This window comes from Bathymodiolus japonicus methanotrophic gill symbiont (assembly GCF_019721995.1).
GTDB lineage: Bacteria > Pseudomonadota > Gammaproteobacteria > Methylococcales > Methylomonadaceae > Methyloprofundus.
Map to the genome: position 1 here is coordinate 166,308 of NZ_BLYC01000006.1, position 18,312 is coordinate 184,619.

Genomic DNA, 18,312 nt, shown 5'->3' on the forward strand with positions numbered 1-18,312 from the left:
CTTAAAACAAGGAAAATTCGGGATTTAAAACCCATGAGATAATAAGCCTGTCCTTAAAGCAATACAGGTTACCCTTTGAAAATAGACTTCATCGATGTTGATTCCGCAATCAGTCATGCCAAACAGTTACTTGAAACTGAGCGTGATATATCGCCTGCGCTAAAATCAGCACTGGAAGTGATTCTATTATTAGTCACGGTATTACTCAATCGAGTGACACTGAACAGCAAAAATAGCAGTAAACCACCTGCAAGTGATCCCAAACGTAAAAAAGGGAATCGAAAAAAATCAGATAAGCCTTCTGGCGGACAAAAATCGCATGTCGGCACGACACTTCAAAAAATAGATGACCCGGATGAAATCGAGATCATTACCATTGATCGCCGTACCTTGCCAAAAGGGCGATACACGGCAGATGGCTTTGAAACACGCCAGGTATTCGATATTGATATCTCAAGGGTAGTGACAGAATACCAGGCGCAACGGTTGATAAATGGAAAAGGTCAGTGTTTTATCGCTCCTTTTCCAGATGAGGTTACTAAGGCTGCGCAATATGGTAATGGGATAAAAGCCCATGTGGTTTATCTTTCGCAATATCAGTTATTGCCCTACAACCGAATACAGGAGTATTTCGCTGATCAATTAGGTATGCCGATTAGTGAAGGCTCTATCTATAATTTCAATGAACTGGCCTATGAGAAGTTGGCTGGGTTTGAAACTATCAGTAAAGAACACTTAGTCGAATCAGCGTGCATTCATGCGGATGAAACAGGCATTAATATTAATGGTAAGCGCCATTGGCTACATGGGGCCTCCAATGTTCAGTGGACACACTTCTTTCCCCATGCCAAACGTGGCACAGAGGCAATGAATGACATTGGTATTTTACCCCATTTTCATGGGATTTTATGTCATGATCATTGGAAGCCCATACTATAAATATGATTGTACTCATTCGCTTTGTAATGCACATCATTTGAGGGAATTAACGCGCGCCTGGGAGCAGGATAAACAGGAGTGGGCGCTTGAAATGAAACGACTACTTGAAAAAATGAATGATGCCGTCAATGAAGCAGGTGGCATGCTACTACATAAAGAAGCAGAAAAATGGAAGGTACAATACAGAGAATTACTTGGCAAAGCGGAGATCGAATGCCCACCACCCGATAAGCCTAAAGAAGTAAAACGGGAGCGAATAAAACGCAGTAAAGCTAGAAACTTACTGGAAAGGCTGATTAATTATGAAGAGGATGTCTTGCGCTTCATGACAAATACCTGGGTGCCATTTACCAATAATGCCGCAGAAAATTCGATTCGGATGACCAAGGTTCAACAGAAAATATCCGGCTGCTTTCGTAGTACCAAGGGTGCAGAGATATTTTGTCGTGTCAGAGGGTATTTATCAACGTGCCGTAAACAAGGTCTAAGTGCAACTCAGGCAATGACCTTGGTCTTTGAGGGAAAGTTACCTGAATTTGCTTTATAATTTCATTAAACTACTCAGCTTCGCTGAGTAGTTACAAATAATGTTGGTAAAAACTTGTCACCTGCTGGGCGAGTGTCCTGCGCTTAACAGCCTTGTAAATAAACCCGTGCACGAAATCTTGCGTTACAGCGGATGAAGTCACACAAAAAGAACGGGCACTGGAAGAGAGAAAAAGATCAACCGGGTTTCTAGATGCAGAGTACCAGATAAATACGCATCAGGATCAAGCGCCATTATTAAAAGACAAACCGTAATCGTTCATACTGGATTTTGTACAGATGAATTTCGTAAACTGAAGTTTCCCAATTATTGAGTAGCTGAAATACACAATGCTGGTGTATCGAGGTTTATTTTAGGTGGTTTTGCCATGTTTATAGCAAACCCCTACTTAATTCCCCTTAGGCAATAGCATTTGAAACGAATGAAAAGACTATTTTTTTCATATAGTTGTAGCATAGTTTCAATTTTACCATAAATAATTATTGGGAAACTTCAGTTATTGGTAAACCCTGAATTCAAGTCATAAGTACATAACCCAATAAATTTTTCATATCTATCCCAGTCAGCTCTTCAAATACCTCATAAGGTGCTTTGTAATTGAGACACTTTTTAGGGCGACTATTTAGCTTATCACTCGATGTTCAAGTTTTCAGCTATAACTGGGCTAAGAAAAGTAAATTTTTCCGGCTTTGTTTTATAAGTGATTGATTTACAATGATGTTGATGCTTTCTTTGTCAGTAAAATTATCAATAAAATCAATCAGTTAAAAAACTTGAACATCGAGTATCAACGGCTATAAAAACCTCTTTTATCGTAACATCAATCAACTCCATTACTTTAGGGAAATACTGTCTTAATAAGCCATTAGCATTCTCATTTTGCCCTCTTTCCCAAGAGCTGTATGGAGTCGAAAAATACGTATCACAACCTAGTGCTTCTGCTATTTTTTCATGCAGGGTAAACTCTTTCCCGTTATCAAAAGTAATTGTTTTAACAAAGCTTTTTATAGGATCAAGCATTAAAATAGTTGCGTCTAATACATATTGAGCCTTTTTCCCCGCTAAAGGGAAGGCCAACCGTAATTTAGAGACTCGCTCATCCAACGTTACAATCGCCCCTTTGTGATTTTTCCCAATGATTGTATCTGCCTCCCAATCACCTATACGCTTACGGTTGTTGACCTCTTCAGGACGCTCATCTATATCGACTCTATTACTCGATGTTTAAGTTTTTTAACTGATTGATTTTATTGACAATTTTACTGACAAAGAAAGCATCAACATCATTGTAAATCAATCACTTATAAAACAAAGCCGGAAAAATTTACTTTTCTTAGCCCAGTTATAGCTGAAAACTTGAACATCGAGTATTAGGGATTCCTGTCCTATTATGGGCTGACCCATACCGCTTGCGATAGGTTTTGTTCTGATGCCGAAGATGCTTGTATAGTTCACCCCCTGCCTTTTTGTCCGCCAGAATATGCTGGTAGATTGTTTCATGATGAAGACTAATTATACCCTCTTGTTTTAACCGCCCTGCAATCTGCTCAGGACTCCAGTCATCCTCAATGCGAACATTAACAATGCCTTTTATTTCATCCGTTAATTTAACCTCTTTGGCTTGTTTTTGTGTCGTTCTTGGGCAAAATCTTCTGCTTGTTTATGCCTGTAGCCTCTTTGACCTGTATTGCGTTTAATCTCGCGTGAAATATTGCTTTGGCTTTGTTCTAAGGCTTCTGCTATTTTATTCTGTGAAGTTCCCTTTTTTAATTCAATTTCTATATAATATCTTTCTTCAGGACATAGGTGTGTATAGCTCATTTGTAGCCTCTGTAAATTGTTTGGTAGCTGTTTACTTTACACCTATGTCTTGTCTTAATTCAACAGGTGTTAGTCTAGCCAATACTTGCAGAGGGTTATGCACTTATTATACGAATTCAGGAACTTCAGTTCTTATATTTCAACTTGATAAAGTATTTTTTGAAGGTTAAGCTCTTCTTTATAATCATATATAATTGAATTACAAAGTAAAATTAATCTGATAAAGAGCTTAACCATGTCTAATGTTACGAAAAAATCGTATCGTATCAAGTTCAAAAATTCAAAAAATCCATATTTCAATTCTCCCACCTACCTTTTAACGATATTTTATCCACGAACACCTTGGAGCAAATCATTGAGCATTCTGCGGATAATAGAGATCGTATATTTACTCCCTTAGTCACACTTAAAGCTTCCTGATTACCCATAACCCTCAGCTACTTTCAATAGCTTCACAGGCATAGGAGCAGTTCTTGCTGCAATATACCCCAGCCGGGGTATCATATCCTCCAGCTGAAAACGCCGAATAAAGCGATAACAAAATTCTGCCAAGTATCGTGGTAGGTGATTTTTACTGACCGAATGATAAGTTCCTGTCATTCGCTGAAAATCCTGGAAACGGAGCTTTAGCGAAGTGATGATTTTTAGTCCGCGATAGCCGTAGGGCCGTTGTTTTGTCGGAGTCTGAGCGTTAGGGAAGGTGGAGACAAAATAAAAGGCCATCCGACACGGCGTCAAGTCATTTGGAGCCTATGTTCCGACCCCTTGTTGGGTCGGGACGAGGTGACGAGGACGAATCGGGGCCGCCGGAGGCATAAGTGGTCGCGTTAAGTTTTTGCTGCTTGCTTGGGCTGGGATGCCCAAAACAAGCTTTCGCAAAAATAGCGACTCCCCGAGCATTTTTCACATTACCAATCATGGTGTTAACTCATGTAAATTCTTCAAGTGATACGCATTCAGGTCCACCACCAGTGACAATGCTGACATGAGCACAACCGGCTTTTTTCACTGAAGAAAAACAGGCCAGACCATCGGAAACAACTGTACTGCCTGCTGTTAAGTGGCCTGTTGTCCACCTTTCAATCTCTTTAGCTTGAAACCCTTTCACCACATTCATATTCATGGCCATCGGGTGGCCTTCTTTGGAAACCGATACAGCTGCAACAAAAGGAACTTTATTTGCTGAGCCTCTTCCTCGTTTGCCGCCGCTGTCAGCCCCGGAAGGGCTGATAGTCTCCAGAAGGCGCAGGGAAATTTGCCAATCCGAAGTGCGCGATAGCGCGCGAGGGAGGCTAAAATTTTGTCCCGAATAGCCGTAGAGCCATTTGTGGTAGCCATGACTGAGCTGCTTTGTGCTCAGTCTGTGGCGGACGCAGGGCGGCTGGAGCATCTCCTATTCGCTGCGTAGGTGAACGAATTACGGCGACAGGAGTCCCGGAATTTCGTGAGGTAGCATGGCGCGCCTGCCCGCCTTTCGCCACCCCAGTAAACATCGTCTAACTGAATAATTCTCCACTTTGTGGTTTGCTGTCATCCCGCTCCTTCATAACCTGCATTATCTTCTGTTTCATACTCCAGGCAGTATTGTATGAAACGCCCAACGACGCATCAGAGCCAAGGCTGATATCCCAGTTTTAGCTTGTGTGATCAAATGCATCGCTAAAAACCAAATAGTCAGTGGTAATTTGGTTTGCTCGAAGATGGTCCTACTGATGAGTGAAGCCTGATGGTGACACCCCTTGCACTGATACAGTTTGCGTGTCTTCAGTGCATAATAATGAGTGCAACCACATTCTGCACAGATAAACCCGCTTGGCCAACGCCACTTAAATACGGCGTCCTCACATTGCTTTTCCGTCCCGTACTCACGAAATAAATCTGTTAAACTATAGCCCGATTGAAACCGCACTTTATTTTTGCACATTTTCTGATCCTCCACTTTTTCCTATACTTTCAGTATAGCCCGCCATGGGAAGTTGCTGAGGCTTATACTCGATGTTCAAGTTTTTTAACTGATTGATTTTATTGATAATTTTACTGACAAAGAAAGCATCAACATCATTGTAAATCAATCACTTATAAAACAAAGCCGGAAAAATTTACTTTTCTTAGCCCAGTTATAGCTGAAAACTTGAACATCGAGTTATACGTAATCAGGAAAATTAATGTAATATTTCATACTATATAAAAACTGACAAAATATAAAAATGAAATTGTCGCTTATTGTCGCCATGGCGACTAATCGTACTATCGGCATTAATAATCAAATGCCCTGGCACTTATCTGCTGATCTTAAGAAATTTAAGCAGATCACTATGGGTCAGCCGATTATTATGGGACGTAAAACCTTTGAATCTATTGGTCGCCCTTTGCCCGGCCGGCAAAATATCATTATCAGCCGTGCCCCACATTATCAACAAGCAGACTGCCTGGTTTTTAATGATCTGGATAGCGCTTTACAAAACTGTGCGAATAAAGCTGAAGTCTTTGTGATCGGGGGAGCAACTTTGTATGCAGCAACCTTGGCACGAGCAAATAGGCTGTATATTACCGAAATCAAGCAGAACTTTGATGGCGATACCTGGTTTCCCGAGATTAACCCCGAACTATGGCAAGAAGTAGCACGCGAAGATATTAATGATGATAACAGTGTTGATTTTGCCTACAGCTTTATTGTTTACGAAAACAGGCGCGCCATGCTACCTCACGAAATTCCGGGGCTCCTGTCGCCATAATTCGTCACCTACGCAGCGGATGGGAGATGCCCTGAACGCCCTGCGTCCGCAACGACTACGCACAAAAGCCGCTTCGTCATTACTACCTCACTGGCTGGACGGCTATTCGGAATGCAATTCTTGCTCCTCTCGCGTGCTGCTAGCACACGTCGAGTCAGCGAATTGCCCTGTCGCCTATCACTCGATGTTCAAGTTTTCAGCTATAACTGGGCTAAGAAAAGTAAATTTTTCCGGCTTTGTTTTATAAGTGATTGATTTACAATGATGTTGATGCTTTCTTTGTCAGTAAAATTATCAATAAAATCAATCAGTTAAAAAACTTGAACATCGAGTATTAATATGTAGGCTTAGGTCTTTCGCTGGTGCCGCGTTGAGCCTGATGGAATGCTCCGCCCAATAAAGTGAGTTTATAGTAAACATCAAAGCAGAAGTCAGATAATAATACTGCAAAAGAATTGATTACAGCGCTGATTTTACTACTTCTTTTTTAAAAAGCTGGAATGTTAGAAATCTGAAGTTTTCCAATAATTATTTATGGTAAAATTGAGACTATGCTACAACTATATGAAAAAAACAGTCTTTTCATTCGTTTCAAATGCTATTGCCTAAGGGGAATTAAGTAGGGGTTTGCTATAAACATGGCAAAACCACCTAAAATAAACCTCGATACACCAGCATTGTGTATTTCAGCTACTCAATAATTGGGAAACTTCAGTCTTGAAAAACACCGCCAGAGTCGCAATTGAATTTTCTTTTAGCATTGAAATCATGTAATTAGCATGTCGTTTCTGCCGATCCCACCAGACAAAATCGGTGACGGCTTTATCGTAGACATAGAGATGTTTCTGAGAGCTGTTATTTCCCTTGTTTTGCTTTCCAATATGATTTCGTAACACAGGTATTTCTTGATGTCTCTGAGTTCCGTTTGTCACCAGACAAAGAAATCTGAGCAACCCACTTCTGAGATTCAACGCGTAAATCCCCTCGGCCGCATAAACTTTCCCCCGCTGAAAATCCTGGAAACGGAGCTTTAGCGAAGTGAAGATTTTTAGTCCGCGATAGCCGTAGGGCCGTTGTTTTGTCGGAGTCTGAGCGTTAGCGAAGGTGGAGACAAAATAAAAGGCCATCCGACACGGCGTCAAGTCATTTGGAGCCTATGTTCCGACCCCTTGTTGGGTCGGGACGAGGTGACGAGGACGAATCGGGGCCGCCGGAGGCATAAGTGGTCGCGTTAAGTTTTTGCTGCTTGCTTGGGCTGGGATGCCCAAAACAAGCTTTCGCAAAAATAGCGACTCCCCGATTGCTGTTTTTTTCAGTATGGCAGGCATGATCAATAAAATGTCCATCCGCTGCTTCTATGGTGTATTCGTCAAGTTCCGGGAATGCTTTAAGATAATCAATGCCTTGCGATAGCAGTGTTTCAGCGTGAAGATGATAGCTCTGCTGTTCAAATGCCTCAAGCATACTTGTTCGTCTATGCGACTTCAGTGATTTAAAATACGTTGAGTGGGGAAGCAGCTGGCCATAAATCTGTTCATTGGTTTGGAGGAAATGGCGACCACTATCGACTACACTGATACAGCCGCTGAAAATCATGGAAACGGAGCTTAGCCCATCTTCGTCACTTTCATCTTTCTAAGCCATTGATTCATCGGTTTAAGCGATTTTTTGTCGAAAAATTCTCTTTAAAATCAATCGCTGTCAGCCCCGGACGGGCTGATAGTCTCCAGAAGGCGCAGGGAAATTTGCCAATCCGAAGTGCGCGATAGCGCGCGAGGGAGGCTAAAATTTTATCCCGAATAGCCGTAGAGCCATTTGTGGTAGCCATGACTGAGCTGCTTTGTGCTCAGTCTGTGGCGGACGCAGGGCGGCTGGAGCATCTCCTATTCGCTGCGTAGGTGAACGAATTACGGCGACAGGAGTCCCGGAATTTCGTGAGGTAGCATGGCGCGCCTGGGTGTTTTTTTTGAAAGTTTTGTAGTGCCATTTATATTATTTCTGTCGATAAATTCATTGACTTTTGTCAAAAAAATCATCATTATTTGAGTGTAATTTACATGCGACAAAAATACTCTAAAAAATCCACCGTTTTATACAAAAACACAAAATCTGTAGTGCCAACTGGCTACTTTTTAAAATTTCAACCAATTGATTTATAACAACTACATCATCAATAGTGACGAAGATGGGTTAGCGAAGTGGTGATTTTTAGTCCCTGATAGGCGACAGGGCAATTCGCTGATTCGACGTGTGCTAGCAGCACGCGAGAGGAGCAAGAATTGCATTCCGAATAGCCGTCCAGCCAGTGAGGTAGTAATGACGAAGCGGCTTTTGTGCGTAGTCGTTGCGGACGCAGGGCGTTCAGGGCATCTCCCATCCGCTGCGTAGGTGAACGAATTATGGCGACAGGAGTCCCGGAATTTCGTGAGGTAGCATGGCGCGCCTGGTTGGTGAATATGTTCAGAGAGTGGTAGGTCTTTAAGCATGGGTGATATCCGTTTATGAGGTGATTAAAACGAAAATTTTTTCGGCAATTGCAAGCTTTATTTGAAATTATTTGTTGTTTTTTTTACGGTGCCTACAGAGTGTCTATTTGCTGTTATAAGTGATTAAAATCAAAAAGATGGAAATATTCGATTGGTGCTAGCTTCAGGTAGGTTATAGGCTGCTTTGTTTAGGTACTTCTTCTTTCAATGGGAACACTGATGCCTACTGTACCAATGTATGCATCGGTTCCTTTATAACTGAAGTTTCCCAATTATTGAGTAGCTGAAATACACAATGCTGGTGTATCGAGGTTTATTTTAGGTGGTTTTGCCATGTTTATACTCGATGTTCAAGTTTTTGATATTGAGAAGGTAAAATCAGGTATTCTGAGGTTGTTGTAATTTTATCGGTGTAAGCCCATGTTAATGAATGCCCCAGCCACCTTTATCCAAAGCTATATTGACGATTTAAATGATGCGCTCAATCAGCTAAAACCCGGAGCCGCTTTGACACGGATTCAAGCCGCTTGGTTGGGCACTTGTTTAACGGGCATACTGCTAATGAACTCTGTTTGCTGGGCTAAGTTTGAGCGAGCAAGCCTTGGAGATTGCAAAGTAGCCGCATTATCCTGGGTGTTTCGTAAAGCAAGTATACCCTGTGACTGGTTGCTACGGGTGAGTGTGGTCTTAATTTTAAAACGTTATGGCATTACTGAAGGTGTGTTGGCCTTTGATGAATCAGACCGAGCACGATCTAAGTCTACAAAACGTATTTATAAGGTTTACAAGCAGAAACACAAAGGCTCCGGCGGATATGTTAATGGACAAACGATAGTATTATTGCTGCTAGTTACCTCATCCATTACAGTGCCTACCCGACCAAAACAGAGATTGCATTAGGCTTATTAAAAGAGTTTAAAGTTGCGCATAGCCTGATTAAAATTAAAGGCGTACTGGCTGATGCGCTGTATGGTGAAAAAGCCTTTATGGACGAAGCCGCTAAAGAATCTGGAGGCTCGCAGGTGATTAGCCAATTACGTAAAAACCAAAATATTGAATATAGAGGTAGAATAAGGTCAGTCGAGAGCTACTTTAATTCGATTAACAAAGGCATTGATCAGATAATACGTGTACGTGGCGGAAAAGAGATTAAAGTGACTGTCAGCAGTGCACGATTAAAGGTGAGTTCTCACAGTAAAAAAACGCTTTGTCATTGCCTTAAAATATGACGGTGAAAACGACTATCGCTATTTAGTGGCGACAGACCTGACTTGGCGCACACAAGATATTATTCAAGCCTATACGTTGAGATGGCTGATTGAGGTTTTCTTTGAGGACTGGAAGCTTTATGAAGGATGGGGGCGTGAGGCCAAACAATTAGATGAAGAGGGATCAAGCCGTGGCCTGGTTCTGAGTCTTTTGTTTGACCATTGCCTTCTCCTTCACCCAGAGCAAATAGCCCGCATTGAAAGCAAACTACCTGCGTATACCGTAGGAAGCTTACAGCGCAAGTCTCAAATGGATGTACTGCTTGAGTTCATCATGTCATTGCTAGAGTTTCCAGATCCTGGTGATAAGCTGAAAGAGTTAGGCGAATTAATAAAGGATGTGTTTCAACTGATGCCATCAGGAAAACATATGATTGGCAGAGATTTAGGGCGCTTAGCCTATCTTCGTGACATATACAGTCAATTTCCCATTATTTCAATGAGTTAAATTTTTCAATCGGCCCCAGTTGGCACTACAGGTTTCATATCAACGATCGTTTTAACTTTTCCAATCGGGTCGGGGTTAATATTCAACGCAGTGTATATTTGTTTTTGTCTGGTTTCTGCTTTGCTTGTGGTTCGCAGGTGAATGATTGTATCGTTATCCGTGGGTAAAGTAATGGTCATGCGTTGCTGGGTCGACATCCTGTTGCGAATGCTTTCCCAGCTTAGATGGATGTCCTGCAATCTAAGTTGATAACGCAGTACATGTACCAGGTGGTAAGCTAATAATGTGATGAATAGGTGTCCGGTAACCCGCTCTTCTTTTTTGTGATAGACAGGGCGCAAGCCTAGCTCGGTTTTCAGGCTTCTAAAGGTCGCTTCAATCTCAGTCAGCATGGTATAGGTTAGCCATAACTGTTCTTCCGACCAGTCAGGGATATTCGTTCTTAGGCAGTAAACACCACAGTGCTTATCTTTTTGGTCACTTTCAGGTTTACGTTGCCATTCTATACCGATGGCTTTGTTTTTTTTGTCATCCGCGATAACGTTAATGGTGTAATCTGCAGCAACACGGCTATGTTTTTCACGTAGTCGTCCGATACGTTCCAGTATTTTGTCGTATTTTTTAAGGGTGCCTTTTTTGCTCAGACCTGTGTGCAGTTTTTCTAGGGCCTCTTCCAGACGAGCATGGAAGCGATTACGGATACCTTGTTCTTTTTTTGCTTTTTGTTCTGAATGACAATAGAGTCGGGTTTCCTCGGTTTCTTGATCAACTTCACGATAAACAACAACATTGCTGTCCCGGGTATCCCTGACCGCTACCGGAGTTTTCTGATCTCTTGGGTTTTTTACATGTTGTTCTCGACTGACAACGAGATAATGATAATCTTGTTCGATTAACCAGGCAATATTGTCAGCGCTGGCAATGCCGGCATCCATGATAACCACCGGCTTTATTTGATGAAAGGGATCCTTGTCTCGAAGTTCGTCAAGCATCAGTTTCAAGGTCGCGGGCTCACTGGCGTTGCTGGGAAAAACCTGACTACTCAATGGAAAGCCGTCACCATCCAGAACCAGCCCCAGAGTAACCAACGGGCAATCAGTGCGTTTCTCTTTAGAGCGACCGAATTTCGCTTTCGGGTTTCGGGCGCACTGGCCTTCAAAATAAGTATTGTTCAGATCGTACAATACAATCTTGCGGTTTAAATTGAACAACGTCTGCTCTCGGTCAGCCAGAAAATATTCAAGAGTTGCCTGATGTTTGAGTAGCTTGTCACTGACTGTATATAATCGCGTCAGGCTGGTGTTACCGTAGTCATGACCCAGTAATTCGCCCAGGCCTGTTCGATTTTGCAACCAGTCATGTGTTTGCAGTTCACTGCCGGGTGAAACCATACGTCCTATGATAGTGCCCAGGGCCGTCGCCGTATCTACTTTATTAAAGCCCAGCGCCATGAGTTTTTCGTCTAGCTGTAACTGCTGTGCGGCATGCAGTGCCAGGATTCCAACACCAATACTACGGGTATTAATGGCTTCGACATGATTAATATCGACATGATGAAAATCTCGCGTTGTTGTTTTTGAATCTAGCGGTTGTGACAGTTTTGCAGTCATCAGTGAGCTATAGCGCTGGGCTGTTGCTTCCAGAAGTTGATTTAAATCATCGGCTAAATTGAATAGCTCTTCCTGATGTGGTTCCAAACCTTGCTGTAATTGTTCGATTCTGGCCGTCAGCAAGGGCCAGTACTTTTTATCAATCGTAAAGTCCGCACCTATATTGAGCAATGTACGTTGCTTGACTTGTTTTCCTATACGCACAGATTCTACAATGCGGTAAGTGAAATAAGCTGAGCCGTCTTCAAGGCTTTTTGTTTTGGTTCTTCGAATATACATACCACTAGCATCGGTGAAAAACCAGGGAAAATCAAGGGGCAGAGCAAGTTAAGATGGCACTACAGAGACCCTCAAAAAAAACACCATTGATTCCAAAGGGATTTTTACGATGAATTTTTAATGCGAATTATAAATCAATGACTTGAAGAGATAAAAGTGACGAAGATAGGTTAGGGCCAACAGCATCATTAAAGTATTGTTCTGCTGGGTGAAGGTAAGAGTTTGATGGCAATGGGATGGAAAAACTTGAACATCGAGTATCAGGGACTAAAAATCACCACTTCGCTAAGCTCCGTTTCCATGATTTTCCATCAGTGTTCCCATTGAAAGAAGATAGCGACAATGATTTAACTGATTTAAGTCGAGAAATGTTTGCTGAGCAATATGAAAAACCAGTTGCACTAGATGAAGAGATTAAACAACAGGACAGACGTATTAGCCGGCTATGTAATAGCCATCAGTTAAGCCAGCGTTTTCTTGATGTGCCAGGTATTGGGGCAATAACAGCCACCATCATTGCCTCAGACATAGGGACAGGTAAAAGCTATCAGAGTAGCCGAGATTATGCAGCCAGCTTAGGGATTGTTCCGAGACAACATAGCAGTGGTGATAATCAGGTTTATTTAGGAATTAGTAAGCGAGGTAACCGCTATATTCGTATGATGTTAATTCATGGAGCACGATCGGTGTTAAAGCACTGTAGTGGTAAAAAAGATAAATTAAGCCTATGGCTACAAGCACTCATTGAGCGGCGTGGATTTAATAAAGCCGCCGTTGCGCTGGCCAATAAAAATGCCCGAATACTGTGGGCGATGGCGAGTCAGGATAAAGAATATGATGCAGCTCTGACATAGTTAGAGTGCATAAGCAGGGTTACCCACCCTTTGCCCACCGACTGCGAGCTAGGAGGGCTCTTCGTCTGTGGACAAAGCGTGGATAACCCTGAGATAACCGAGTAACCAAGATTGCGGAGGCAAGTTAACCAATATTGATGACAACAACAGGTCAGACCGATACTTTTACAGAACCCGTGCAACCCAGAGAGTCCATTGCGAGACCGTTAGGCTGGTAGGGTCAAAAAGTATGCGAATAGATTCATCAGGAGTCCTGAGGCAAAAAAGCCTCTGTTAGAGACCGAATATATGGCTGCAATCTTGTTCACTGTTATTAGCATCAATTATGTAAAACTTGGCTTGCAATAAACGAGGAGTCCATATATGGGTTTCGTTCCTCAACCCAGCCTACACGGAATGCATTGACAAAGGTTTGGCTTGTTATTGGGAGATGCCAATCTTTAAGAAAAATGCAATAAAAAACCTTGCCGGTCAAAAGCTAGATACTTCGATAAATCACCACCACTTTGTACCGTCTGCACCATCATCTTCAGCGGCTGCTCAGCTTCTTCAGCACTCGGGTGCATACCATTATTACCCGCCAGGCAGGCAATCAAAACCATACTCCAGTCTTGCTCCATCTGCTTTGATTCGCTGACTAGATCAGAAAAATTAGTGAGTTCATCTAGATCTTTATCGACACACATAATGGCTTTTAATTCCCCACCTTGCCCGGCATGGAATTTATCCTTATCAGTTTCATTATACTCTTCAGGTAAAGATGCTTGCAGAAAAACAAAGAGAAAACGCTGCGGGTTTGGTTCTTGTCTGCCAGCTGCTAGTAAGCTTTGATAATCGGTTATTTCAATCATGTGTTTTTATTAGTGCTGATGTCCGTGGCCATGTTCCTGGGCTATTTGCCTGTAATGACAGCCATCGCATTCCATCATATGTTCTTGCTTAGCATCCACAAGCTCCAGCACACGCTCATCTAGAGCGGCGTAGATTTCCGGCTCAAAGCCAAAATATTTGCCTAGCGAAAAACTCACTTGCGGATATAAGCTTTGCAGATTAGCAAATTGCCGGGCGATACGCTCGATCAAAGTGCCGGTAAATAAGTAATACGGCAAAATGCATATTTGCGTCATACCCAGCTTGACCTGTCTTTGTACTGCAGATTCCAGGCGCGGAAAGGTAATGCCGGTAAAGGCAATATCGACTAACTCATGTTGGGTTTCTTCCCAGAGCCAGCGCGCAATTTTAGCCACTTCACCATTAGCGACTTTATCCGAAGAGCCACGGCCTAGCACAATCACCCCGGTAGTTTTAGGGTCAGGCATATCTATTTTAGCCATGGTTTTTTGCAGGCTACGCTTGAGAATACTTAAGATACCGGTACTTGCCCCCAGGTGTCTGGCATAAATAAATTCCACATCAGGGTGGCGCTTTCTTGCCTGTGCCAAATGCTCCGGAATCTCCATTTTGACATGCCCGGCTGCATTTAAAATAAGCGGCACCACAATCACTTTTTTTGATTTTTTAGCCGCCAGATCAAATCCCGCATCGAGTAATACCTCGGAAAATTCTATAAAACAGACATGGATCTGCCATTCAGGATGATGCGCCTGCCACTGTTTGGCAAAGGCATCGATTTCTACATTTCCCTGCTCTGCTCTGGAGCCATGCCCGACTAATAAAATACTGAATTCCATGTTTATTCCTGGGTTTTGCTTGCTTTACGAAAACGATGGCTAAACTCTGCATCGTATAATTTGGATTTTTTAATCTTGTCCCACTGCCTTGCTCCCAGTGCCGGGCTGATAATAATCATGGATTGTGAATTGATACCTGCCTGTTTACATAAGTCTTTTATAGTTGCCAGTGTGCCATGAATGATTTTTTGCTCATCCGGCCAACTAGCTTTATGCACCACTACGATCGGCGCTTCATCCTGCCAGCCTGCGGCAAGCAGATCGGTGCGCACTTTTGATAGCAAAGTAATGGAGAGATATAAGCACAGGGTACAGTGATGCTGCCCCAGTTCGACTAAAGACTCGCCCTCAGGCATCGGCGTTCGACCTTCGACGCGGCTGAAAATAACGGTTTGCGTTACTTCTGGCAATGTCAGTGTTTCTACCGCCGCTGCAGCAGAAGCCATTGCGGAGGTCACGCCGGGGACAACGCCTATCGCTATCTTAGCTTTATCTAAGGGCTGCACCATTTCAATCAGTGCCCCATATAAACCAGGATCACCCGTTTGCAGGCGAATCACAGTGGCATCTGCCTTTGCTTGCGAGATCAGCCAGTCGGTAATTTCATCTAAAGTCATGCCTTTAGAGTCTTGAATAGTACAGCCAGGCTTGGCCCATTGCGTAGCAGCGATTGAAACTAAAGAGCCTGCATATAAAATTGCATCTGCCTGGGCAATCAGTTTTTGTGCTTTTAGAGTAATTAGTTCAGGGTCACCAGGCCCTGCACCAACAAACCAGACTTTGGCCATAGAGAGTATTAGTAGTTTATTAAAACGGTAGGGCGTGGCTTTAGCCCGCTTTGTGTTCCGAAACAGGCGGGCTAAAGCCACGCCCTACGCCAGGGTTTTGCAATGCTATTTTTTAAGCCGCCTGAACAGACCTGTGATTTTAGCGGCTATATTAACACAAGTGTAGGCAATAAAAAATTGTAACTTGAAACCTCTGGGGTTACAATTTTGCCCATGATAAAAAGCTTTATCCACAAAGGTTTAGAAAAATTCTATCAAACAGGTAGCAAGGCAGGTATTCAAGCGAAACACTACGAACGGTTACGATTAATCCTTGCTCAATTAAACCAGGCAAAATCAATCAAGGATATGGATATTCCATTTCTTAAGCTTCACGAATTAAAAGGTGATAGAAAAGGGATATGGTCTGTAACAGTTCAACCTAAAAAAATCAGTTGCTCACGGTTTCTAGCATAAGCTATTGATCCCACAGAACTTCCAAAAAATGCCCAATTAACCTATGGGTGAATCTAAGATTTTTTGAAAGCACTGTGAAACCTATATCTTGCACTATAATTCCGTGCTCAACTGTTTTTTTAGGTTCAAGCAAATTGGCGTATTACCTTCCAATTTCATGAAGGTGATGCAGAAATAGTTACATGAGGATTACCATTAGGAGGTATTATGGAAATGTATAACCCACCTCACCCCGGGGAAGTCATAAAAGGCTTATGGTTAGAACCAGAAAAAATAAGTATTACGGAAGCGGCAAAGGCATTAGCGGTTAGTAGGAAAACCTTGTCAAAAATAATAAATGGAAAAGCAAGTGTAACACCAGAAATGGCGGTCAGGTTATCAATTGCCTTGGGTGGTAGCGCAGAAAGCTGGATTGGATATCAAGTGAGCTATGACCTTTGGCAAGTTAAACAGTATAAAAATGAATTAGGCGTACATGCGTTAAAAGTCGCTTAGACGGTAGGGTGTGGCTTTAGCCCGCCGTGTATGTCGAAACAGGCGGGCTAAAGCCACGCCCTACGCAGGATTTTGGAATGATATTTTTAAAACCAGGCATTTGTTTCAGGCATAAAAAAAGGGAAGGTTGTTAAGCCTTCCCTTATAGCGAGGTACAGCTTAAGCGCTTAACTTAGAAACCAAAACCTACATATGCACCTGTGGTGAAACCATTGATATTTACACCATTCAGGTCACCGAATGTCAGGTTATAACGAACGTCTGCACCGACAAAGAGGTTGTGCCAGACATTGTAATCCGCACCAGCAGCAAAATGCATACCTGACTCTAATACAGTTACACCGTCAGATGGTGGGCTGATAACGTGGATAGCCAAACCCACTGGGATAACCCAAGGTCTGAACTTGCTACCACGCATAAATTTAACTTTTGGTGATGCGGTTAATGTAAATTGATTCACTTTAACGGAGCCTCTTGTATTTAAGCTGTCAATAACAGTGGGAAGAGGCTGTAAATTTAGGTTGGTGTTATCAAATTCTTTATATTCAAACATGATTTCACCCAGCACTTCGATACTGTCTTCAAAGCCAAAGAAATCATTGGTTAAAACCAGGTCCAAGCCAGCACCTACATACCAGCCGTCTTGCTTACCATTTGCAGAGCTTGACAAGCCAGCTGTATCGGTAAGAATATTACCAAAGCGATCATCATTATTTCTCGCATAACCACCGCGGAAATAGACCATATTGCCTCCGCCCATCGTTTGTCTTTCTGTTTCTTGCTTTTCTAATTTTGCAATTCTTGCTTGCAATTGAGCCATATCGTCAGCATGAGCTAGTGGCGCTACTGCTAGACCGCTTAATGCTAGAAGCGCTGTCGCAGCACTTAGAGCTAATTTTGTTTTTTTAAACATAGTCACCCCCCCAAGGGTAATTTATAGTTTTTGTATGAATATCACAACAAATTGTATCGTTCACACAACATTTTGTAACACGGTAGAAAGGATAGCAGTAAACTTTGCCCCTTACAAGCTGAAGTTTCATAGTTTTTAAAGCATAAGAATATCAGCGAATGCTTATTTTTCTGAAATATTGGTATTACTAATATTAATGGCATTCCGTTGACTAAAAGCCTTGAATTCTTTTTAAAAACAACAGGTTAATCGTGAATGAGGCCTAGTTTTACTGTATAATGAAAGTTTATAACACATTGATTATACAAATAAAACGACCTCATTCATGTTTATTTTACGCGATATTTCACTCCCGCTTCAAGATCATTTTTCCGAAACCACTTTAGGCCGCGAACGAGCCTCTCTGTTCGTTTACACGATCCTGTCCATTATCGTTCCTTTTACGTCATCAATGACCTCTAATCTTTGGCGTTGCCTTGATACGTTGTTTGGGTTTGAGATCAAGAATAAGCGCTTTTACACTTTCATGGCTTCTTCAACTTTGCCGTGGGCTGGGCTGTGGAAAACTATCTGGGAGCTGATTCCGTCTCCTGAAACAGATGGGCGCATATTGGTTGCACTGGATGACTCCATTATCACTAAAGTAGGCAAAAATATCTTCGGCTGTGAAGCCATTTTTGACCACGCGGCCAAATCGAATCAAAGCAAATATCCATGGGCACAAAATATTGTATCGGTAAGGTTGCTGAAACAGGTCAAAGGTCGCTGTGCGTGCTTATTTTTAGATTTCCGATTTTATCTGCCCTTAAAAACAATTCAGGCAAAAAAAGAAACCGCCACGATAAGAGGTGATGTCGTTCCTTTCCTGACCAAGATGGCTCAGGCGGCTCAAATGCTGATTGCAATTGCAATTGCAGAACATTTTTCCACCGCTCCGATATTGACAGTCACTGATACTCGATGTTCAAGTTTTCAGCTATAA

The 18,312-nt window shown here is 42.4% G+C and carries 24 protein-coding genes and 4 pseudogenes; 13 read left to right on the forward strand and 15 right to left on the reverse strand.

Annotation, left to right across the window (positions count from 1 at the left end):
* The first annotated feature begins 75 nt into the window (after window positions 1-75).
* Window positions 76-1,486 (forward strand): annotated as a pseudogene (gene tnpC / locus K6984_RS10915) (IS66 family transposase).
* Between the two features lie 786 nt (window positions 1,487-2,272).
* On the opposite strand, the pseudogene K6984_RS36110 reads toward tnpC, so the two are convergent.
* The 5 genes and pseudogenes from K6984_RS36110 to K6984_RS30890 form a co-directional block, all read right to left on the reverse strand.
* Window positions 2,273-3,307 (reverse strand): annotated as a pseudogene (locus K6984_RS36110) (IS30 family transposase); the annotation flags it as partial.
* Between the two features lie 420 nt (window positions 3,308-3,727).
* Window positions 3,728-4,030, reverse strand: a complete 303-nt coding sequence (locus K6984_RS36115) for a transposase (RefSeq protein ID WP_221895563.1) — start codon at window positions 4,028-4,030, stop codon at window positions 3,728-3,730.
* A gap of 27 nt (window positions 4,031-4,057) precedes the next feature.
* Window positions 4,058-4,186 (reverse strand): hypothetical protein, encoded by a 129-nt coding sequence (locus K6984_RS33215; RefSeq protein ID WP_263458596.1) that lies wholly within the window; start codon window positions 4,184-4,186, stop codon window positions 4,058-4,060.
* Window positions 4,187-4,280: 94 nt separating this feature from the next.
* A pseudogene (locus tag K6984_RS30885) lies at window positions 4,281-4,514 on the reverse strand (transposase); the annotation flags it as partial.
* Window positions 4,427-4,645, reverse strand: a complete 219-nt coding sequence (locus K6984_RS30890; RefSeq protein ID WP_230988023.1) for a hypothetical protein — start codon at window positions 4,643-4,645, stop codon at window positions 4,427-4,429. The pseudogene K6984_RS30885 and the gene K6984_RS30890, both read right to left, overlap by 88 nt.
* 12 nt (window positions 4,646-4,657) lie before the next feature.
* On the opposite strand from K6984_RS30890, the gene K6984_RS10940 reads away from it, so the two are divergent.
* A complete protein-coding gene (locus tag K6984_RS10940) occupies window positions 4,658-4,807 on the forward strand; it encodes a hypothetical protein (protein WP_221895565.1) in 150 nt (49 codons plus the stop codon).
* Here the strand turns inward: K6984_RS10940 and K6984_RS10945 are convergent.
* Window positions 4,769-5,231: pseudogene (locus K6984_RS10945) on the reverse strand (IS1595 family transposase); the annotation flags it as partial. The gene K6984_RS10940 and the pseudogene K6984_RS10945 sit on opposite strands and share 39 nt — an antisense overlap.
* A 283-nt stretch (window positions 5,232-5,514) precedes the next feature.
* On the opposite strand from K6984_RS10945, the gene K6984_RS10950 reads away from it, so the two are divergent.
* Both K6984_RS10950 and K6984_RS10955 read left to right on the forward strand, forming a co-directional pair.
* On the forward strand, window positions 5,515-6,042 hold the full coding sequence (locus K6984_RS10950; protein WP_221895566.1) for a dihydrofolate reductase: 528 nt from the start codon (window positions 5,515-5,517) through the stop codon (window positions 6,040-6,042).
* 19 nt (window positions 6,043-6,061) lie between these two features.
* The gene (locus K6984_RS10955; RefSeq protein WP_221895567.1) at window positions 6,062-6,289 is read left to right on the forward strand and encodes a hypothetical protein; all 228 of its coding nucleotides are present in this window, start codon (window positions 6,062-6,064) and stop codon (window positions 6,287-6,289) included.
* Window positions 6,290-6,728: 439 nt separating this feature from the next.
* On the opposite strand, the gene K6984_RS10960 is transcribed toward K6984_RS10955, so the two are convergent.
* Genes K6984_RS10960 through K6984_RS10970 form a run of 3 tightly spaced genes read right to left on the reverse strand, consistent with a single transcriptional unit; the run spans window position 6,729 to window position 7,870 of the window.
* A complete protein-coding gene (locus tag K6984_RS10960) occupies window positions 6,729-7,169 on the reverse strand; it encodes a hypothetical protein (RefSeq protein WP_221895568.1) in 441 nt (146 codons plus the stop codon).
* A 16-nt stretch (window positions 7,170-7,185) separates the two neighbouring features.
* Window positions 7,186-7,638, reverse strand: a complete 453-nt coding sequence (locus K6984_RS10965; RefSeq protein WP_221894666.1) for a hypothetical protein — start codon at window positions 7,636-7,638, stop codon at window positions 7,186-7,188.
* Window positions 7,639-7,690: 52 nt separating this feature from the next.
* Window positions 7,691-7,870, reverse strand: a complete 180-nt coding sequence (locus K6984_RS10970) for a hypothetical protein (protein ID WP_221895569.1) — start codon at window positions 7,868-7,870, stop codon at window positions 7,691-7,693.
* A gap of 12 nt (window positions 7,871-7,882) precedes the next feature.
* Between K6984_RS10970 and K6984_RS10975 the strand changes: the two genes are divergently transcribed.
* Window positions 7,883-8,023 carry a hypothetical protein gene (locus tag K6984_RS10975; protein ID WP_221895570.1) on the forward strand — a complete coding sequence of 47 codons (141 nt, stop codon included), beginning with the start codon at window positions 7,883-7,885 and terminating at the stop codon, window positions 8,021-8,023.
* Window positions 8,024-8,212: 189 nt separating this feature from the next.
* Here the strand turns inward: K6984_RS10975 and K6984_RS10980 are convergent, their stop codons facing one another.
* Window positions 8,213-8,419: a hypothetical protein gene (locus K6984_RS10980; RefSeq protein ID WP_221894665.1), complete on the reverse strand. Its 207-nt coding sequence runs from the start codon at window positions 8,417-8,419 to the stop codon at window positions 8,213-8,215.
* Between K6984_RS10980 and K6984_RS10985 the strand changes: the two genes are divergently transcribed.
* The 4 genes from K6984_RS10985 to K6984_RS30905 all read left to right on the forward strand — a co-directional run bounded on the left by K6984_RS10985 (window position 8,376) and on the right by K6984_RS30905 (window position 10,244).
* Window positions 8,376-8,516, forward strand: a complete 141-nt coding sequence (locus K6984_RS10985) for a hypothetical protein (RefSeq protein WP_221894664.1) — start codon at window positions 8,376-8,378, stop codon at window positions 8,514-8,516. The two genes, K6984_RS10980 and K6984_RS10985, sit on opposite strands and share 44 nt — an antisense overlap.
* Window positions 8,517-8,948: 432 nt before the next feature.
* On the forward strand, window positions 8,949-9,428 hold the full coding sequence (locus tag K6984_RS30895) for a hypothetical protein (RefSeq protein ID WP_230987931.1): 480 nt from the start codon (window positions 8,949-8,951) through the stop codon (window positions 9,426-9,428).
* Window positions 9,429-9,514: 86 nt separating this feature from the next.
* Window positions 9,515-9,757: a hypothetical protein gene (locus tag K6984_RS30900; RefSeq protein WP_230988017.1), complete on the forward strand. Its 243-nt coding sequence runs from the start codon at window positions 9,515-9,517 to the stop codon at window positions 9,755-9,757.
* Window positions 9,758-9,782: 25 nt separating this feature from the next.
* Complete coding sequence (locus K6984_RS30905; RefSeq protein ID WP_230988018.1) at window positions 9,783-10,244, forward strand: hypothetical protein; 462 nt, start codon at window positions 9,783-9,785, stop codon at window positions 10,242-10,244.
* A 5-nt stretch (window positions 10,245-10,249) separates the two neighbouring features.
* On the opposite strand, the gene K6984_RS10995 is transcribed toward K6984_RS30905, so the two are convergent.
* On the reverse strand, window positions 10,250-12,133 hold the full coding sequence (locus K6984_RS10995; RefSeq protein ID WP_221895571.1) for an IS1634 family transposase: 1,884 nt from the start codon (window positions 12,131-12,133) through the stop codon (window positions 10,250-10,252).
* Window positions 12,134-12,456: 323 nt separating this feature from the next.
* Between K6984_RS10995 and K6984_RS11000 the strand changes: the two genes are divergently transcribed.
* The gene (locus K6984_RS11000) at window positions 12,457-12,987 is read left to right on the forward strand and encodes an IS110 family RNA-guided transposase (RefSeq protein ID WP_230988019.1); all 531 of its coding nucleotides are present in this window, start codon (window positions 12,457-12,459) and stop codon (window positions 12,985-12,987) included.
* Window positions 12,988-13,427: 440 nt separating this feature from the next.
* Here the strand turns inward: K6984_RS11000 and K6984_RS11005 are convergent, their stop codons facing one another.
* The 3 genes from K6984_RS11005 to cobM are packed head-to-tail and all read right to left on the reverse strand — an operon-like array spanning window position 13,428 to window position 15,466.
* Window positions 13,428-13,838, reverse strand: coding sequence for a ribonucleotide reductase subunit alpha (locus K6984_RS11005; protein ID WP_221895572.1), 411 nt, complete (start codon window positions 13,836-13,838; stop codon window positions 13,428-13,430).
* Window positions 13,839-13,847: 9 nt separating this feature from the next.
* Window positions 13,848-14,678 carry a sirohydrochlorin chelatase gene (locus K6984_RS11010; RefSeq protein WP_221895573.1) on the reverse strand — a complete coding sequence of 277 codons (831 nt, stop codon included), beginning with the start codon at window positions 14,676-14,678 and terminating at the stop codon, window positions 13,848-13,850.
* Window positions 14,679-14,680: 2 nt separating this feature from the next.
* Window positions 14,681-15,466 (reverse strand): precorrin-4 C(11)-methyltransferase, encoded by a 786-nt coding sequence (gene cobM / locus K6984_RS11015; protein WP_221895574.1) that lies wholly within the window; start codon window positions 15,464-15,466, stop codon window positions 14,681-14,683.
* A 213-nt stretch (window positions 15,467-15,679) separates the two neighbouring features.
* Here cobM and K6984_RS11020 point away from each other — a divergent pair, with 213 nt between their 5' ends.
* Complete coding sequence (locus K6984_RS11020) at window positions 15,680-15,922, forward strand: type II toxin-antitoxin system RelE/ParE family toxin (RefSeq protein ID WP_221895606.1); 243 nt, start codon at window positions 15,680-15,682, stop codon at window positions 15,920-15,922.
* A gap of 207 nt (window positions 15,923-16,129) precedes the next feature.
* Window positions 16,130-16,417, forward strand: a complete 288-nt coding sequence (locus K6984_RS11025; RefSeq protein ID WP_221895575.1) for a HigA family addiction module antitoxin — start codon at window positions 16,130-16,132, stop codon at window positions 16,415-16,417.
* A 172-nt stretch (window positions 16,418-16,589) separates the two neighbouring features.
* Here K6984_RS11025 and K6984_RS11030 read toward each other — a convergent pair whose 3' ends face one another.
* Window positions 16,590-17,330, reverse strand: a complete 741-nt coding sequence (locus tag K6984_RS11030) for a porin family protein (protein WP_221895576.1) — start codon at window positions 17,328-17,330, stop codon at window positions 16,590-16,592.
* Window positions 17,331-17,655: 325 nt separating this feature from the next.
* Here K6984_RS11030 and K6984_RS11035 point away from each other — a divergent pair, with 325 nt between their 5' ends.
* Complete coding sequence (locus K6984_RS11035) at window positions 17,656-18,312, forward strand: hypothetical protein (RefSeq protein WP_221895577.1); 657 nt, start codon at window positions 17,656-17,658, stop codon at window positions 18,310-18,312.

Bases quoted from the DNA above. Each gene is read 5' to 3' on its own strand.
- K6984_RS36115 (WP_221895563.1), bottom strand. From the start codon at position 4,030: ATGGCCTTTTATTTTGTCTCCACCTTCCCTAACGCTCAGACTCCGACA.
- K6984_RS30890 (WP_230988023.1), bottom strand. From the start codon at position 4,645: ATGGCTACCACAAATGGCTCTACGGCTATTCGGGACAAAATTTTAGCC.
- K6984_RS10950 (WP_221895566.1), top strand. From the start codon at position 5,515: ATGAAATTGTCGCTTATTGTCGCCATGGCGACTAATCGTACTATCGGC.
- K6984_RS10955 (WP_221895567.1), top strand. From the start codon at position 6,062: ATGGGAGATGCCCTGAACGCCCTGCGTCCGCAACGACTACGCACAAAA.
- K6984_RS10960 (WP_221895568.1), bottom strand. From the start codon at position 7,169: ATGGCCTTTTATTTTGTCTCCACCTTCGCTAACGCTCAGACTCCGACA.
- K6984_RS10965 (WP_221894666.1), bottom strand. From the start codon at position 7,638: ATGATTTTCAGCGGCTGTATCAGTGTAGTCGATAGTGGTCGCCATTTC.
- K6984_RS10970 (WP_221895569.1), bottom strand. From the start codon at position 7,870: ATGGCTACCACAAATGGCTCTACGGCTATTCGGGATAAAATTTTAGCC.
- K6984_RS10980 (WP_221894665.1), bottom strand. From the start codon at position 8,419: ATGGGAGATGCCCTGAACGCCCTGCGTCCGCAACGACTACGCACAAAA.
- K6984_RS30895 (WP_230987931.1), top strand. From the start codon at position 8,949: ATGTTAATGAATGCCCCAGCCACCTTTATCCAAAGCTATATTGACGAT.
- K6984_RS30900 (WP_230988017.1), top strand. From the start codon at position 9,515: ATGGACGAAGCCGCTAAAGAATCTGGAGGCTCGCAGGTGATTAGCCAA.
- K6984_RS10995 (WP_221895571.1), bottom strand. From the start codon at position 12,133: ATGTATATTCGAAGAACCAAAACAAAAAGCCTTGAAGACGGCTCAGCT.
- K6984_RS11005 (WP_221895572.1), bottom strand. From the start codon at position 13,838: ATGATTGAAATAACCGATTATCAAAGCTTACTAGCAGCTGGCAGACAA.
- K6984_RS11010 (WP_221895573.1), bottom strand. From the start codon at position 14,678: ATGGAATTCAGTATTTTATTAGTCGGGCATGGCTCCAGAGCAGAGCAG.
- cobM (WP_221895574.1), bottom strand. From the start codon at position 15,466: ATGGCCAAAGTCTGGTTTGTTGGTGCAGGGCCTGGTGACCCTGAACTA.
- K6984_RS11020 (WP_221895606.1), top strand. From the start codon at position 15,680: ATGATAAAAAGCTTTATCCACAAAGGTTTAGAAAAATTCTATCAAACA.
- K6984_RS11025 (WP_221895575.1), top strand. From the start codon at position 16,130: ATGGAAATGTATAACCCACCTCACCCCGGGGAAGTCATAAAAGGCTTA.
- K6984_RS11030 (WP_221895576.1), bottom strand. From the start codon at position 17,330: ATGTTTAAAAAAACAAAATTAGCTCTAAGTGCTGCGACAGCGCTTCTA.
- K6984_RS11035 (WP_221895577.1), top strand. From the start codon at position 17,656: ATGTTTATTTTACGCGATATTTCACTCCCGCTTCAAGATCATTTTTCC.